Source organism: Candidatus Pelagibacter sp. RS40 (assembly GCF_002101295.1).
GTDB lineage: Bacteria > Pseudomonadota > Alphaproteobacteria > Pelagibacterales > Pelagibacteraceae > Pelagibacter.
Genome location: NZ_CP020778.1, coordinates 414,471 through 429,498 on the forward strand (window position 1 = coordinate 414,471; position 15,028 = coordinate 429,498).

Genomic DNA, 15,028 nt, shown 5'->3' on the forward strand with positions numbered 1-15,028 from the left:
TATTATATATTTTTACTAGAATCTAACTACTAGATTTTTCTGCACCCTCGACGTTTTCGAATTTAGGAAGCTCATCAAAAGTATGAAAATTAGGCGGTGATGGAACTGTCCATTCTAAGGTAGTTGCCCCTTCGCCCCATGGATTCTGAGCTGCTTTTTTCTTTTTAGCAAATGCGTAAATTAAATTTGCAAAAAATACTGCCAATCCTACAATCGATATATATGACCCTATGGATGAAATATAATTCCAGTCAGCAAATGCATCCGGATAATCTGCATATCTTCTCGGCATACCCGCTAAACCTAAAAAGTGTTGTGGGAAAAATACTATATTTACACCAATAAATGTAAGCCAAAAATGAAGTTGTCCCATCCACTCTGAATACTCATAACCTGACATTTTTCCAAACCAATAATAAAAACCTGCAAAGATTGCAAAAACAGCTCCAAGCGATAGAACATAGTGGAAGTGAGCAACAACATAATATGTGTCATGTAATGCTGTATCAACTCCAGCGTTTGCTAAAACAACTCCTGTTACTCCACCGACTGTAAATAAAAATATGAAACCAAGTGCCCAAACCATTGGGGTTTTAAATGATATTGATCCACCCCACATAGTTGCGATCCAAGAAAAAATTTTAATTCCGGTTGGGACGGCTATTATCATGGTCGCAGCTAAAAAGTATGCTTTGGTATCAGTATCAAGACCCACTGTGTACATATGATGTGCCCATACCACAAATCCAACAATTCCTATTGCAACCATCGCATATGCCATACCTAAATATCCAAACACAGGTTTTTTGGAAAAAGTAGAAACGATATGACTTATCATTCCAAAACCTGGTAGAATTAAAATATAGACTTCAGGATGTCCAAAAAACCAAAATAAGTGTTGAAACAAAGTTGGGTCACCACCTGATTGAGCCTCAAAGAATGCTGTTCCAAAATTTCTGTCTGTTAATAACATTGTTATTGCTCCAGCTAAAACTGGTAAAGATAACAAAAGTAAAAAAGCAGTAACAAGAATAGACCAAGCAAATAATGGCATTTTATGCAATGTCATACCTGGCGTTCTCATGTTTAAAATTGTAGTTATGAAATTTACTGCACCTAAAATAGATGACGCGCCCGCAACATGTAAACTTAAAATTGCCAAATCCATTGCTGGACCTGGTTGACCTGCTTTTGAAGATAACGGTGGATATATAGTCCAACCTCCTCCAACACCTTGTGCCCCTGGAGGTCCATCAACAAATATTGAAGCTAGAAGTAAAATAAAAGCCACAGGTAGCAACCAAAAAGAAATATTATTCATTCTAGGGAATGCCATATCAGGTGCACCAATCATTATTGGTACAAACCAATTACCAAAACCACCGATCATTGCTGGCATCACCATGAAGAAAATCATTATCAAACCATGTCCTGTAACTAGGACATTATATAAGTGATAGTTACCACCTAAAATTCCATCACCTGGATGCATTAACTCTATTCTCATTAAAACTGAAAATGCAGTTCCGATTACCCCTGCAATAATTGCAAAGATTAAATACATTGTTCCTATATCTTTATGGTTTGTAGAATATGCCCATCTTTTCCATCCAGTTGGTGTATGGTGGTCGTGACCGTGTAATGTTGCTGTACTCATTATTTAATTACTCGCTATTAAATTTTTATTAATTAAACTTTCGTCTTTTGCAAACTTTATTTTTGCATCTGACAACCATGCTTGATAGTCCTCATCAGAAACTACTCTTACTTCAATTGGCATAAATGCATGCTTTATTCCACATAATTCTGAACATTGACCATAGTATGTTCCAACTTTTTCTGCTTTAAACCATGTTTCATTAATTCTTCCTGGCATTGCATCTCTTTTAACTCCAAATGAAGGTAATGCCCATGCATGTAGTACATCATTTGCTGTAATTAATACTTTTACAACTTTATTTACTGGCACCACTACAACGTTATCAACTGCTAGTAGTCTTGGTTGACCCTCTTTTAAATCCTCTTCTTCAATCATGTATGAATCAAAAATTATATTTTCATCCGGATATTCATACCCCCAGTACCACTGATATCCAATTGCTTTAATAGTTACATCCGCTTTTGGAATTGTATCTTGAGAATACAAAACCTTAAATGATGGAACAGCCATTACTATTAGAATTAAACATGGAACCAATGTCCAAATTATTTCCACTGCAACATTATGAGTTCTTTTTGACGGATTAGGATTTCTAGACTCTCTAAATCTCACCATCACATATAACATCAAAAACAACACAAACGCACTTATTGCAACAATAATTGGAAGCAACATATAGTCGTGGAACCACACAATATCTCTCATTGTCTGAGATGCAGGCTCTTGAAAACTCAATTGCCACTTCTCCGGTTGATTGGCAAAAGCAGGCAATGAAATTAATGTGGTTAATAAGGTTATTATGAATTTTTTCATTTTCAAAAGTTTATAAAGCCAAAAATACAAAAAAACACTAGAGATTTCGCGACAATTTATCAATTTTTTAGAAAATTGATCACAGATAAAGCGGATATAACTGCAGTTTCAGTTCGAAGAATGTTATTACCCAATTTTATTGATTGTGTTCCACAATATTTAAGAATCTTTTCTCTCTCGACCTCAGTGTAATCGCCTTCGGGGCCAATTAAAATACATAAAAGTTTTTTGTTATTTATTTTTAATTTTTTATTATCTGAATTTAAATCTCCAAATATAAGATTCAAATCTTTATTATTTTTAAAAAACTCATCTAATTTTTGTATTTTATCTATTTCAGGAATACTTAATCTATTACATTGTTCTGAGGCTTCTGTAACAATTTTTATTAGTCTTTCATAATTTATGTTTCTTACAACAGTCCTTTCTGTAATTAATGGAATGAATTTTGTTACACCTAATTCTGTTGCTTTTTGAATCATGAAATTAAAAAAATTTGATCTAATAGGAGAAAAAGCTAACCAAAGATCAGTTTCATTTTCTTCATGTCTAAGTTGCTTAGTAACTTTAAAATTTAAATCATTTTTTGAAACTTTTTTAATTATTGTTTGCCATTCACCAAACTTATTAAATAAAGAAAAATTACCACCAATAGGAATTCTCATCACTTTAGTTAAATAATGAGATTGTTCTTTATTCAATTTTCCTTCTAAATTAATTGATAAACTTTCTGGATAAAATAACCTAATATTGCTCATTATATTTAAATTAAATTATGAAAAATATTAAAGCAATAATATTTGATGCTTATGGAACTTTATTTGACGTCAATTCTGCTGCAGAAAAATGTAAAGGAAAAATAGGTGATAAGTGGGAAGATTTCGCAAATTATTGGAGAACCACACAATTAGAATATACTTGGCTAAGGAGTTTAATGAATAGACATAAAGATTTTTGGAAAATTACTGAAGACAGTTTAGACAAATCGATGAAATTTTTTAAAATTGATAACTCCATGAGAAATGATTTATTAGATTTGTACAAAGTGCTCTCACCTTTTTCTGAAGTTAAAGAAACTTTAAATAAGTTAAAAAAGAAAGATTTTAAGTTAGCAATTCTTTCCAACGGTACTCCTAGCTTGTTAGGAAATCTGGTCAAAAATAATAACTTAGAAAATATATTTGATGATATTTTTTCAATTGAAGAAGTGGGAATTTTTAAACCGGACTCAAAAGTTTATGAATTACCTGTAAATAAATACAACATTAAAAAGGACGAAATTTTATTTTTAAGTGCAAATACATGGGATGTTTCTGGGGGTGGAAATTATGGATATAATTCTATTTGGGTAAACAGGAATAAAAATATATTTGATAATCTTGACTATCAACCATTAGATGAAATTCACGATTTAAGTGAGTTACTTGAAATTATATAGTTAAAGTATATATCGATCGAATGAAATCAATAGAAGTTGAAAAAGTTATTGAACCCATATCAGCATCAGATGGTGCTGGTGTAAAATTAAAAAGAAGTATTGGAGTTGAGCCAAATTATTTTGATCCATTTTTAATGTTGGATGAGTTTGGATCAGAAAATAGTGAAGATTATATTGCAGGCTTTCCACCCCATCCTCATAGAGGGATAGAAACAGTAACTTATATGTTAGCGGGAGACTTTGAACATAAAGATAGTACTGGTGGACAAGGTAGAATGACAGCAGGAGATGTTCAGTGGATGAAAACAGGAAGTGGTATTATTCATTCAGAAATGCCAGCAATGAAAGAGGGCAAACTTCATGGTTTTCAATTATGGATAAACATGCCAGCGAGTATGAAAATGGATAAACCTGAATATCATTATATTGATGCTGACAAAATGAGTGTACATAAAGATAGCGATAAGCAAATAAAAGTTATTGCTGGAAAATTTCAAAAAGCAGAAGGACCAATTAAAAAGCATAATGTAGAACCTGTTTATTTTGATGTTGAACTTAAAGAAGATAAGGAATTTAATTTTGAGATACCCTCCTCTCACAATAGCTTTATTTATTTAATTGAGGGTGAAATAAAAATCGGAGAAAAAAAACATGATAAAGTCAAAGACTCTACTTTGATACTTTTAACTAATGGTGAAATATTAAAAGTAACTGCTTTGACTAAGGCTAAATTTTTATTAATATCTGGAAAACCAATTGGTGAACAAATTGCAAGAGGTGGACCATTTGTAATGAATACAAAACAGGAAATACTTCAAGCTATTGACGATTACCATAATGGAAATTTTGTAAAACAATGAAAAAAATTGAAATAAAAGAATTTGGTGGACCTGAGGTATTGGAAATAAAGAACGTTGATATTGGAAAACCTGGCCAGAATGAAGTGCTAGTTAAAAATTTATCTATAGGTATAAATTATATTGATACATACCACCGTTCAGGTCTTTATCCCATCCCACTGCCAAGTGGTATTGGACTTGAAGCTTGTAGTATTATCGAAGAAGTAGGTTCTGAAGTCAAATTATTTAAAGTTGGAGATAGAGTAACTCGTGCTTCCATGCCAATTGGAACTTATTCTGAAAAACAAATAATACCTGAGGATAAGTTAGTAAAGGTTCCAAATAATATATCTGATGAAGTTGCATCGTGTATTACTTTAAAAGGTATAACAGCCGAGTATTTATTGCACAGAACTTATCAAGTTAAAAAAGGAGATAAAATTTTATATCATGCAGCTGCAGGAGCGCTTGGTCAAATTTTCTGCCCGTGGGCCAATGCACTTGGTGCTGAAATAATAGGGACGGTCGGTTCAGATGAAAAAATAGAAATAGCGAAAAAGAATGGATGCCACCATGTTATAAATTATAATGAAAAAAACTTTGTTGAGGAAGTTGAAAAAATTGTAGGAAAAAATGGACTTGATGTAGTTTATGATGGAGTGGGAGCAAAAACATTTGAAGGTTCAATAGAAGTTTTAAAAGTAAGAGGGATGATGGTTGCTTTTGGAAATGCATCTGGTTACGTTCATAAATTAGATATAAAAAAACATATAAATGCAAAAGGTCTTTTTTTTACTAGACCTTCAATCGCTCATTACACGATCATAAGAAAAGAGCTTGAAGAAGCGGCTGAAAAAGTTTTTGAAGCAATATCTGAAGGTAAATTTAAAGTTGAAATTTCAAAAAAGTATTCTTTAGATGAAGTTAGAAAAGCTCATGAAGATCTTGAGGGAAGAAAATTACTTGGTCCTGCAATAATTTTACCAAATTAATCTATTTTTACATCCATGTCGGACATGTGTAAATTGAGTGCATTTGTGGATATTTGAATTTCTCTTATAAAGAAAATAATTGATATGATCATTGATAAACAGCACGAACCAAAAATTACTCTCGCTAAGAATAATTCATTTAAATAAAGAGCAAAAACTGTAAGCATATTAAATAAAAATCCAAAGGCAGCAAACATTATAGTCCACCTTAAAATTGAAATTCTTCTACTCAAGTTAATAAATTGTTTTTTCCATTCTGCGGGAATATGTTTTTCATATACATGTTCGTCATGAAGTTCTCTAATTAATCTGCTTAAAGTATGAAATCTGTTACTGTAAACCCCCATTAAAAGAGGAATTGCAGGAAACATTAAAGCCGTAACTGTATAATCTATATTCATTCGAATCGAATTGATTATGAAACTAGCCTTTGTTATTTACAAGTAAATTAATGTTAAACGTTAAATTATTTATTGAACTTACAAGATTGAATAAACCCATAGGTTACATGCTTCTTTTTTGGCCTTGTATTTGGGGTCTTACAATTGCCTATGAATTTACTAGTGAGCTTGAAACATATTTTTTTTATATCCTACTTTTCTTTCTTGGTGCTGTGTTAATGAGATCGGCTGGCTGTATAGTAAATGATATAACGGATAAAAATTTTGATAAACTTGTTGAAAGAACAAAAAATAGACCCGTTGCTTCAGGAAAAGTATCTATAAAACTAGCAAGTTTTTATTCATTTATACTGTGTGGGATTGCTTTTTTAGTTTTAATTAATTTTAATTTTTTTACAATTTGGATGGCACTATTATCGATGCCACTTGCATTCTCTTATCCTCTAATGAAAAGATTTACATATTGGCCACAATTGTTTCTTGGAATTACTTTCAATTATGGTCTTGTATTGGCATGGATCTCGGTCACTAACGAAATCTCAATACTTCCAATTATTTTCTATTTTGGAGCCATATTTTGGACACTGGGATACGACACTATTTATGGATACCAAGATATAAAAGATGATGAAATTATAGGAGTTAAATCTACTTCAATTAAATTTAAAAATGATCCAAAGAAATTTATTTCTTTTTGTTATTTGATCTTTATTGGAGCTCTAATCTTAGTTGGCACTTTAATGAATTTTAATTATTTTTATTTTTTATTTTTATTTTTACCTATTGGGCATTTGATTTTTTTTCAAATATACAAACTTAATGTAAAAGAACCATTAGACTGTTTGCTTAAATTTAAAAGTAATAATTTTTTAGGTTTGTTAATATTTATAAATATTTTAATTGGTAAACTTTTCTAATTCATGACTAATTTAGAGATCTTAAAAAGATTATATAACGACTATACGAAAATTTTTATTATTAAAATTTTGTTAGCTGTATTTTTCTCTATCTTGGTTGCAGGAAGTACATCTGCAACTGCTTGGCTTTTAGATCCTGCAATAGAGAAAATTTTTATTAATCAGGATCAAACTTTAATATTTGTAATTCCTATTTTAATTGTTTTAGCTTTTTCTACTAAAGGAATTTCATTGTATATGGCAAAAGTAATAATGATAAATGTTGCTGAAGAAGTTAAGAAAAAAATTCAAATTGATATGCTTTCATCCTTTATTAAAGCAGATACTCAACAAATAGAGAATAAACATTCTGGAAAATATATTTCAAATTTAAATTTTGATGTAAATCAAATTACTGGAATGTTGAGCAATTCATTTTTGAGTTTTTTTAAAGATGGTTTAACTCTTATTGGTCTATTAACAGTAATGTTTCTACAGAACTGGAGATTGTCACTAATAGCTATAATAATGATTCCAATTGCTTCGATTACAGCAAAAAAACTTGGGAGACGAATGGGAAAAGTTGCAACAGAAGCACAAGAAAAATCAGGTGACTTAAATAAATACTTAATTGACTTATTTAAAAATCATAAAGTTATAAAAATTTTTCAAAGAGAAAATTTTGAAAATAAGAGGTCTGAAAAATTTGTTGATGATCTTAAGAAGAAATCTATCAAAATAGCAACTGTATTTATAAGAGCTACTCCAATAATGGAAATACTAACTGGTATAATGATAGCAATTTTAATCTTCTACTCCGGAAAACTTATTATGAATGGACAACTTAATATTAATAATTTTTTTTCTTTTCTCGCGGCAATGATGTTAGCTTATCAACCTGTAAAATCTTTAGCGACTATTAATGTAGGAATTTTTCAAGGTTTATCTGCTGGTAAAAGAATTATACCAATAATAGATACTAAAAATAATATTTCATTTAATGAAAGTTTAGGAGAGCTGAAATTAAATGAGGGCTCAATTAATTTTAGTAATGTAAATTTTAATTATGAAAGCAATTTAGATAACCGTGTACTGAAAGATATAAATATAAATATTGCTGGAAACAAAATGACAGCACTTGTTGGTCATAGTGGTTCTGGAAAGTCTACTTTATTAAGCCTAATACCAAGAATATACGATCCTACATCTGGAAAAGTCGAGGTAGATGGTCAAAACATAAAAGAGGTAAAACTTTCTTCTCTTAGAAAAGAAATTTCAATTGTCGATCAAAACACCACTTTATTTGACGATACAGTTTTAAATAATATCAAATACGCAAAACCTGATGCTTCAAATGATGAAATATTTAAAGCAGCAGATATGGCAATGTGCACTGACTTTATAAACAAACTCGAAAATAAATTTGAGACCAAAATTGGTGAAAATGGAATTAAATTATCCGGTGGTGAAAAACAAAGACTTTCAATTGCAAGAGCTTTTTTAAAAAATAGCAAAATTATTCTTTTAGATGAAGCAACATCTTCATTAGACTCTGAAACTGAAGAAAAAATTCAAAAGGCTGTGGAAAAATTAATTTCAAATAAGACAACTATTGTAATTGCCCATAGGCTTTCAACAATTCTAAATTCAAATATTATTTATGTTCTTGATAAAGGAAAAGTTATAGATCAAGGTAAACATAATGATTTACTGAAACATTCTGAGATTTATCAAAATTTTTATAATCGACAAATTAAAGAAAACTAATGTTTTTTTTTTACGAAATTTTAGCAATAACTTTTTTATTATTTTCACCAATAATATTTGCTGTAAGAATTATAATCGGAAAAGAGGATTTTAACAGATTTCTAGAAAAATTTTGTATCTATAAAAAATATAATAAAAACCAAACGATTTGGTTTCATGGAGCAAGTGTTGGGGAAATTATGAGTATTCTTCCTATAATTAAAATTTTAGAAAAAAATAATAAAGTTCAAAAAATTTTACTCACATCTACCACTACAAGTTCTGCATCAGTTGTTAAAAAAATAAAATTTAGAAAAACCGAACATGTATATTTTCCAATAGATGAAAATTATTTGACAAATAAATTTTTAGAATTTTGGAAACCAAAAGTGGCAATTTTTATAGACTCAGAAATATGGCCAAACATGATTAAAAATCTAAAAAGAAAAGATATACCCATAGTTTTAATTAATGGAAGAATCACATCAAAAAGTTATAAAAGATGGTTAAGATTTCCAAATTTCGCAAAAAAAATCTTTAGTAGTATTACTTTGGCACTTCCACAAAATAAAGAGTCAAAACTTTATTTGAGTAAACTTGGAGTAAAAAATATAAAAATTGCAGGAAACCTAAAATACTTTGGAGAAAAAAAAACGAAGGTAAATTCTGATGTAAAAAAGATAATTAGAGATAGAAAAATTTTTTGTTGCGCAAGTACTCATGACAATGAAGAAGATTTAATTTCTGAGGCTCATAAAAAAGTGAAAAAAAGTATTAATAATTTGCTTACAGTTATAATTCCAAGACATGTCTATAGAACTGATAGAATAGTTAGACTGTTAGAAAGCAAACAATTAAATGTAATTACAAGATCGTCTAGAAATAAAATAAGTAAATCCACAGATGTATATATTGCTGATACATATGGAGAAGCTCGTAAATTTTATGAAATATCTAATTTATGTTTTGTTGGAGGATCATTAATTAATCATGGAGGCCAAAATCCTTTAGAGCCTGTAAGGGGAAAAAATTATATTATTTTTGGGCCATTTGTTCATAATTTTAAAGAGGTATATGACTTATTATTAAATCTTAAAATTGCAAGCAAAGTAAAAAGTTTAAATAATGTTTGTGAATTAATTAAAAAAAAAATTAATTACAATCATTCAAGAAAAATATTAAAAAAAATAGACGAAATGGGTAAAAGAGTTCTTAAAAATAATATTTATGAAATAGATAAATTTATATAATGAAAATTAAGAGACCAATTTATCTTGATACTGTTAATTTAATTTCAATTATTCTTCTTCCATTAACTTTCTTTACGTTTTTATTTAATTATTTGAAAAAATTATCACCAAAGGTGAAATTTAAAGTTAAAACTATATGTGTTGGTAATATATATTTAGGTGGGACAGGCAAAACTCCGTTGGTTATTAAAATAAATAGTATTTTAAAAAAAAAATATAAAACCACAATTATAAAAAAAAACTACGTCGATCAAAAAGACGAACAAAAAATTTTAAAAAAAAATGGAAATTTATTATGTTTTAAAAATAGAGATATAGCTATTAAAACTGCCGAAAATAAAAATTTTGACATAGCAATTTGTGATGATGGATTGCAAGAAAAGAAGATTAATTACGATTTATCAATTGCTTGTTTTAATAGTACTCATACCATTGGAAATGGTTTTTTAATACCTGCAGGACCTTTGCGAGAGAGCTTATTTGAAATACGAAATTATGATGCTGTATTTTTGAATGGAGAGAAAAAAAATATTAAATTTCAAAATAAAATTAAAAAAATTAATAAAAATATTAAAATTTTCTATGCAAACTATAAACCAACCAATTTAAAATCATTTAATTTAAAAAAAAATTATCTAATTTTTTGTGGTCTAGGTAATCCTGAAGAATTTGAAAAAACTTTAATCAAATACAAATTTAAAATTAAAGAAAAAAAATTTTTTCCTGATCATTATAATTTTTCTAATAAAGACATTAATGAAATTAAAAGTCTTGCAAAAGAAAAAAGATTGGAAATAGTTACTTCTGAAAAAGATTATTTAAGACTAGATAATTCTAAAAAAAAAAATATAAAATTTATTAAAGTTGATCTAAAAATCTCAAATCAGGAAAAATTTGAGAGTTTTTTAAACAAAAACTTATGAAAACCGTTATTTATTTTTTTGAATTTGTTTTAGTTTCTTTATTGTTGATCATATTTAAAATCTTAGGATACAAATTGGCTTCAAACTTTGGATTTTTTATTGGAAAAACATTTGGACCATTATTTAGATCTAAAAGTATAGTTATAGATAATTTAAAAAAATCCAATATCTCATTAAAAAAAACTCATGAACAATCTACGGATGAAATATTTGGAAATTATGGAAGAATTTTTGCCGAATATCCTTTTATTAAAAACTTTAGAAATGGTAAACTTGAAAAGTATATTCAAGTAGAAGGAAAACAGTACCTCGATGAAATTAAATCAAAAAACAAAAAAGTAGTTTTCATATCTGGACATTTTAATAATTTTGAATTGATGGCTATGATGATTGAAAAATATGGGATTGATGTATCTGCTATTTATCGACCGTTAAATAATATTTTCCTTAATAAAACTATGGAAAAAATTCGAATTAAATATATTTGTAAAAAACAAATTAAAAAAGGGCGTTCAGGAACAAGGGAAATAATTGAAAATCTAAAGAAAGGGTCGTCTATTGCATTAATGATTGACCAAAGGGTTCGAGAAGGATCTAAAGTTAATTTTTTTGGTAGCTTAGCGACCACAACTACTATACCAGCGCAATTGGTTAAAAAATATAAATGTGATCTAGTTCCAATCTACATAGAGAGAAGAAGCAAATTTCATTTTAAAATGTACGTTTCCAAACCTATTAAAGTAGGTGAAAGTAAAACTATTGAGGAAATTACACAGTTTTTAAATACTGTGCTCGAGCAAATGATAGTAAAGAATCCTCTTCAATGGATTTGGACCCACGACAGATGGAAAAAGTAAATTAAGATTTTTTTAACCTATCTCTTTTAACTGCGGCCTCTTTATAAGAAAAATATGCCTCTTGTTCTTCAACATTCCAATAAGTCAAATTTTCTAAAAGAATTTTCTTTCCAGATATAGAACATATTACATGGTCGCCTTCCTCAATAATCTCAAAATTATTAGGAAGGTATTTTAATTTAGCTAACTTATTTTGCATTATTGAGATATATAAATATCTATATGAAAATTGCAATTCTCGGAAGTGGTGGAAGAGAGCACGCGTTGGTAAATCAAATGTCATTGTCAAAAAAAACCACTAAAATTTATTGTATTCCAGGAAATGCTGGCACATGTCATTTGGCTGAAAATGTTAATTTAAATCTAGACAACTTTGAAAGCATTTATGATTTTATTTTGAAAAATAAAATTGAATTAGTAGTTGTTGGTCCAGAAAAACCTTTGGTAGATGGTATAGCTGATTTTTTGCAAGAAAAAAAAATAAAAGTTTTTGGACCAAATAAAGTACTATCTCAATTTGAAGGATCAAAAACGTTTACTAAAAATGTTTGTAAAAAATATAATATACCTACAGCAAAATTTAATATTTTAAAAAATTTGAAGGAATCTATTAAATATTTAAACCAAGTTAAATTTCCAATAGTCATTAAAGCAGATGGGCTTGCAGCAGGAAAAGGAGTTTATATTTGTGAAAATCTTGAAAAATCTAATGAAGCAGTGAAAGAAATATTTGATGGAAAATTTGGAAAAGCTGATCAAATTGTAATTGAGGAATTTCTTGAAGGTGAAGAAATGAGTTTTTTTGTCATTTCAGATGGAAAAAGTTTCAAACAATTTAACACCGCGCAAGATCATAAAAGAGTTGGTGAAGATGATACAGGAAAAAATACTGGAGGCATGGGTGCTTATTCTCCATCAGCTTTAATAAATAAAGATTTAGAAAAAAAAATTATTGATAAAATTATTGAGCCTACTTTTAAAGCTATAAGAGATTTTGGAGAGGAGTATATTGGATTTCTTTATGCAGGTTTAATGATTAAAAATAATGAGCCATTTTTAATTGAGTACAATGTGCGTATGGGTGATCCAGAGTGTCAAACTATTCTTCCATTACTAAAATCAGATTTTTTAGATATAATTAATGCTTGTTGTGAACAAAAATTAAATCAATCCAACGTAGATTGGTCAGATAAAAAAAGTTTATCTATTGTTTTATGTTCAAAGGGTTATCCAGAAAGTTACGAAAAAAACGTTGAAATAAAAAATCTTAATAAAATTAAAAATAACAAAAATAATTTCATTTTCCACGCAGGAACAATTTCTAAAAATGACAAAATATTCGCTAATGGTGGAAGGGTATTAAATTTTGTAAGTATTTCAGAGAGTTATTTAGAGGCTAGAAAATCAGCAATTGATAAAATTAAGGATTTAAATTGGGGTGGTGGATTTTTTAGAAAAGACATTGGTTTCAAGGCTATAGATTAGATGCGTGTAATTGGAGGCTATCTTAAGGGACAGAAAATTTTAGCGCCTACCGATAAATCTACTAGACCATTAAAAGATAGAGTTAGAGAGTCTATTTTTAACATAATTGAACACTCAAATAATGAAACTATAAATTTAAAAGGAGCCAAAATTTTAGATTTATTTGCTGGCACTGGATCCTTTGGTATTGAATGTTTGTCAAGAGGTGCTGAAAAAGTTGTATTTTTTGAAAACTATCATCAGTCAAATATGCTTTTAAAAAAGAACTTAGAAAAATTTAAACTATTAAAAAAAGCGAGTGTCTATCAAAGTGACTCTTATAAATTCAATGAGGAAAATATATTTGATAATAAATTTGACATAATTTTTTTAGACCCACCATTCAAGGATAAAAATATTGAAACTATAATTGATAAAATCAAAAAGAAAAAATTAGCTAATAAAAGTACACTATTAATATTGCACAGAAATAAAAAAACCATTGATAGATTTTCTGAAAACTTTTTAATTCAAAGAGAAAAGAATTATGGTATTTCTAAAATAATTTTTGGAAAATTATCTTAATATTTTTACAGTTTCTTTTTTAATTAATTCAACAGAGGGTTGATCAAAAGGATTTACTTTCATTAACTGGCCTAAAAGAATAGTTTCTAAAATAAAAAAACTAAAAAGCTCACCCATTGTTTCTTCATTTCTATTATGAACATTAAATGACCTGAAAGGAATTTTTTTTTTATTGAAAACATTTTCGGTTGCTTTTTTTTGCGATACCAAAATTTTGTATAAGTTTTTGTTTTTAAGATGACTAAAGTTACTGTTCAAATTTGAATTGTTTATTTTAGGAGAATTTTTTTCACTTACGCTAAAAAAAGTAAAAAAATTATTTTTTGGTCCATCTAAATAAAGTTGAAGAAGACTATGATTATCTTTTGGCATTGTTGAAATTAATGGTAAAATACCTTTTCCCTTCTTTCCTAAGCTTTCTGCTGTCAATTGTTGATACCATCTAAAAAAACTATCTGATTTTTCATCATAATTTAAAATGATAGAGTTAGTTTTTTTGTTAAAAACAAAATGGTTTATTGCTAAAACATTTTCTATTAATGAATTAACAAAATTTTTATTTTTAATTAATTGATTAAAGTTTTTAAATTTTTTTTCATTTAACCCCATCAATTCTGCTGGTAACATTCCAACCTCGGAAAGCACAGAATATCTTCCTCCAATAAAATTTTTATGCTCAATAACTTCGATTTTTAATTTCTTTGCGAGAGTTGTTAAAAAACTTATTTTTTTTTCAGTGATAAAAATATTTTTATTTTTTTTCTCCTTTTGCTTCAAAATATTAAAATTTGAGATTGTCTCCAGCGTATTGCCCGATTTAGAGACTAAAATATTAATTTTTTTTTCATTTGAAGAAACAAATTTTTTTGCCTGAAGATTATCGAAAAAATTAAAATTTTTTTTTATTCTTTGTTTAAAAAAATCGTAAATTGCCTGGGTACCTAAAATTGAACCTCCCATACCAATTAAATTAATTTTTTTATAATTTTTTAGTGATTTTATTAAACTCCTATCGTATCCCATTTGATATTCTTTAGTTAGAGATTTCAATAAAGGGAATTCTATAAAAATATTTTTATTATTTATCTTTTTAAGTAAATTTTTTTTCTTACTGAGGTTTGACTTAAATTTAAAATTTGAAAAATTTATATTTTTTGTAAACAT

16 protein-coding genes are annotated in these 15,028 nt (G+C 28.0%); 10 read left to right on the forward strand and 6 right to left on the reverse strand.

All coding sequences use genetic code 11. From position 1 onward, the window contains the following. Nucleotides 1-22 precede the first annotated feature (22 nt). The 3 genes from ctaD to B8063_RS02240 are packed head-to-tail and all read right to left on the reverse strand — an operon-like array spanning nt 23 to nt 3,231. Entirely contained in the window at nt 23-1,657 is a 1,635-nt protein-coding gene (ctaD, locus tag B8063_RS02230) for a cytochrome c oxidase subunit I (protein WP_085069040.1), read from the reverse strand. Between the two features lie 3 nt (nt 1,658-1,660). Then, entirely contained in the window at nt 1,661-2,473 is an 813-nt protein-coding gene (coxB, locus tag B8063_RS02235; protein ID WP_085069042.1) for a cytochrome c oxidase subunit II, read from the reverse strand. A 59-nt stretch (nt 2,474-2,532) separates the two neighbouring features. Next, nucleotides 2,533-3,231, reverse strand: a complete 699-nt coding sequence (locus B8063_RS02240) for an RsmE family RNA methyltransferase (protein ID WP_085069044.1) — start codon at nt 3,229-3,231, stop codon at nt 2,533-2,535. A 17-nt stretch (nt 3,232-3,248) separates the two neighbouring features. Between B8063_RS02240 and B8063_RS02245 the strand changes: the two genes are divergently transcribed. Genes B8063_RS02245 through B8063_RS02255 form a run of 3 tightly spaced genes read left to right on the forward strand, consistent with a single transcriptional unit; the run spans nt 3,249 to nt 5,742 of the window. Further along, nucleotides 3,249-3,911 (forward strand): haloacid dehalogenase type II, encoded by a 663-nt coding sequence (locus B8063_RS02245; protein WP_085069046.1) that lies wholly within the window; start codon nt 3,249-3,251, stop codon nt 3,909-3,911. Nucleotides 3,912-3,931: 20 nt separating this feature from the next. After that, nucleotides 3,932-4,771 (forward strand): pirin family protein, encoded by an 840-nt coding sequence (locus B8063_RS02250; RefSeq protein ID WP_085069048.1) that lies wholly within the window; start codon nt 3,932-3,934, stop codon nt 4,769-4,771. After that, complete coding sequence (locus B8063_RS02255) at nt 4,768-5,742, forward strand: quinone oxidoreductase family protein (protein ID WP_085069050.1); 975 nt, start codon at nt 4,768-4,770, stop codon at nt 5,740-5,742. Before B8063_RS02250 ends, B8063_RS02255 begins: the two co-directional genes overlap by 4 nt. Here the strand turns inward: B8063_RS02255 and B8063_RS02260 are convergent. Further along, nucleotides 5,739-6,143, reverse strand: coding sequence for a DUF2721 domain-containing protein (locus tag B8063_RS02260; protein WP_075521688.1), 405 nt, complete (start codon nt 6,141-6,143; stop codon nt 5,739-5,741). The genes B8063_RS02255 and B8063_RS02260 overlap by 4 nt on opposite strands. A gap of 50 nt (nt 6,144-6,193) precedes the next feature. On the opposite strand from B8063_RS02260, the gene ubiA reads away from it, so the two are divergent. Genes ubiA through B8063_RS02285 form a run of 5 tightly spaced genes read left to right on the forward strand, consistent with a single transcriptional unit; the run spans nt 6,194 to nt 11,815 of the window. Beyond that, the gene (ubiA, locus tag B8063_RS02265) at nt 6,194-7,060 is read left to right on the forward strand and encodes a 4-hydroxybenzoate octaprenyltransferase (RefSeq protein WP_085069052.1); all 867 of its coding nucleotides are present in this window, start codon (nt 6,194-6,196) and stop codon (nt 7,058-7,060) included. Nucleotides 7,061-7,063: 3 nt separating this feature from the next. Further along, nucleotides 7,064-8,806, forward strand: a complete 1,743-nt coding sequence (locus tag B8063_RS02270; protein WP_085069053.1) for an ABC transporter ATP-binding protein — start codon at nt 7,064-7,066, stop codon at nt 8,804-8,806. Further along, entirely contained in the window at nt 8,806-10,035 is a 1,230-nt protein-coding gene (locus B8063_RS02275) for a 3-deoxy-D-manno-octulosonic acid transferase (protein ID WP_085069055.1), read from the forward strand. The genes B8063_RS02270 and B8063_RS02275 overlap by 1 nt, the downstream gene beginning before the upstream one ends. Further along, nucleotides 10,035-10,958: a tetraacyldisaccharide 4'-kinase gene (lpxK, locus tag B8063_RS02280; RefSeq protein WP_085069057.1), complete on the forward strand. Its 924-nt coding sequence runs from the start codon at nt 10,035-10,037 to the stop codon at nt 10,956-10,958. The genes B8063_RS02275 and lpxK overlap by 1 nt, the downstream gene beginning before the upstream one ends. Further along, a complete protein-coding gene (locus B8063_RS02285; protein WP_085069059.1) occupies nt 10,955-11,815 on the forward strand; it encodes a lysophospholipid acyltransferase family protein in 861 nt (286 codons plus the stop codon). Before lpxK ends, B8063_RS02285 begins: the two co-directional genes overlap by 4 nt. A 1-nt stretch (nt 11,816) precedes the next feature. Here B8063_RS02285 and B8063_RS02290 read toward each other — a convergent pair whose 3' ends face one another. Next, the gene (locus tag B8063_RS02290; RefSeq protein WP_075521694.1) at nt 11,817-12,014 is read right to left on the reverse strand and encodes a DUF2093 domain-containing protein; all 198 of its coding nucleotides are present in this window, start codon (nt 12,012-12,014) and stop codon (nt 11,817-11,819) included. Nucleotides 12,015-12,037: 23 nt separating this feature from the next. Here B8063_RS02290 and purD point away from each other — a divergent pair, with 23 nt between their 5' ends. Together purD and rsmD are read left to right on the forward strand one after the other, a co-directional pair. Then, nucleotides 12,038-13,300 carry a phosphoribosylamine--glycine ligase gene (gene purD, locus B8063_RS02295; protein ID WP_085069061.1) on the forward strand — a complete coding sequence of 421 codons (1,263 nt, stop codon included), beginning with the start codon at nt 12,038-12,040 and terminating at the stop codon, nt 13,298-13,300. Continuing rightward, nucleotides 13,301-13,864, forward strand: a complete 564-nt coding sequence (gene rsmD, locus B8063_RS02300; protein WP_075521696.1) for a 16S rRNA (guanine(966)-N(2))-methyltransferase RsmD — start codon at nt 13,301-13,303, stop codon at nt 13,862-13,864. Here rsmD and B8063_RS02305 read toward each other — a convergent pair. Next, the gene (locus B8063_RS02305) at nt 13,856-15,028 is read right to left on the reverse strand and encodes a glucose-6-phosphate isomerase (RefSeq protein ID WP_157101710.1); all 1,173 of its coding nucleotides are present in this window, start codon (nt 15,026-15,028) and stop codon (nt 13,856-13,858) included. The genes rsmD and B8063_RS02305 overlap by 9 nt on opposite strands.

Bases quoted from the DNA above. Each gene is read 5' to 3' on its own strand.
- B8063_RS02240 (WP_085069044.1), bottom strand. From the start codon at position 3,231: ATGAGCAATATTAGGTTATTTTATCCAGAAAGTTTATCAATTAATTTA.
- ctaD (WP_085069040.1), bottom strand. From the start codon at position 1,657: ATGAGTACAGCAACATTACACGGTCACGACCACCATACACCAACTGGA.
- ubiA (WP_085069052.1), top strand. From the start codon at position 6,194: ATGTTAAACGTTAAATTATTTATTGAACTTACAAGATTGAATAAACCC.
- lpxK (WP_085069057.1), top strand. From the start codon at position 10,035: ATGAAAATTAAGAGACCAATTTATCTTGATACTGTTAATTTAATTTCA.
- B8063_RS02255 (WP_085069050.1), top strand. From the start codon at position 4,768: ATGAAAAAAATTGAAATAAAAGAATTTGGTGGACCTGAGGTATTGGAA.
- B8063_RS02290 (WP_075521694.1), bottom strand. From the start codon at position 12,014: ATGCAAAATAAGTTAGCTAAATTAAAATACCTTCCTAATAATTTTGAG.
- B8063_RS02245 (WP_085069046.1), top strand. From the start codon at position 3,249: ATGAAAAATATTAAAGCAATAATATTTGATGCTTATGGAACTTTATTT.
- B8063_RS02270 (WP_085069053.1), top strand. From the start codon at position 7,064: ATGACTAATTTAGAGATCTTAAAAAGATTATATAACGACTATACGAAA.
- B8063_RS02250 (WP_085069048.1), top strand. From the start codon at position 3,932: ATGAAATCAATAGAAGTTGAAAAAGTTATTGAACCCATATCAGCATCA.
- B8063_RS02275 (WP_085069055.1), top strand. From the start codon at position 8,806: ATGTTTTTTTTTTACGAAATTTTAGCAATAACTTTTTTATTATTTTCA.
- B8063_RS02260 (WP_075521688.1), bottom strand. From the start codon at position 6,143: ATGAATATAGATTATACAGTTACGGCTTTAATGTTTCCTGCAATTCCT.
- B8063_RS02285 (WP_085069059.1), top strand. From the start codon at position 10,955: ATGAAAACCGTTATTTATTTTTTTGAATTTGTTTTAGTTTCTTTATTG.
- coxB (WP_085069042.1), bottom strand. From the start codon at position 2,473: ATGAAAAAATTCATAATAACCTTATTAACCACATTAATTTCATTGCCT.
- purD (WP_085069061.1), top strand. From the start codon at position 12,038: ATGAAAATTGCAATTCTCGGAAGTGGTGGAAGAGAGCACGCGTTGGTA.
- B8063_RS02305 (WP_157101710.1), bottom strand. From the start codon at position 15,028: ATGTTTACAAAAAATATAAATTTTTCAAATTTTAAATTTAAGTCAAAC.
- rsmD (WP_075521696.1), top strand. From the start codon at position 13,301: ATGCGTGTAATTGGAGGCTATCTTAAGGGACAGAAAATTTTAGCGCCT.